General features: G+C 81.3%; 1 pseudogene. It reads right to left on the reverse strand.

Features of this window, described 5'->3' with window-relative positions:
• Window positions 1-219 (reverse strand): annotated as a pseudogene (locus ACETWP_RS17400) (hypothetical protein); the annotation flags it as partial.

Below are 219 nucleotides of genomic sequence, written 5' to 3' on the forward strand. Positions count from 1 at the left end.
CGCGCGGCCAACAGCGCGGTGGCGACCGAGACCTCCCCGCCGGCCACCGCCGCGGCCAGCGCGGGACGGACCGGGGCCAGCTCCTGCCCGGCCAGGGTCGTGCGCGGGAGCAGGACCGCGGCCGCGCCGAGCCGGGCCCTCGCCTCCGCGTAGGGGATCCGCAACACCTGGCACAGGTAGTCCGCGGTCGAGCGGTACCGGCCCCGCCGCCCCGGCCCC

The sequence above is a fragment of the Arthrobacter halodurans genome, from assembly GCF_041877255.1.
Classification (GTDB): domain Bacteria; phylum Actinomycetota; class Actinomycetes; order Actinomycetales; family Micrococcaceae; genus Arthrobacter_N; species Arthrobacter_N halodurans.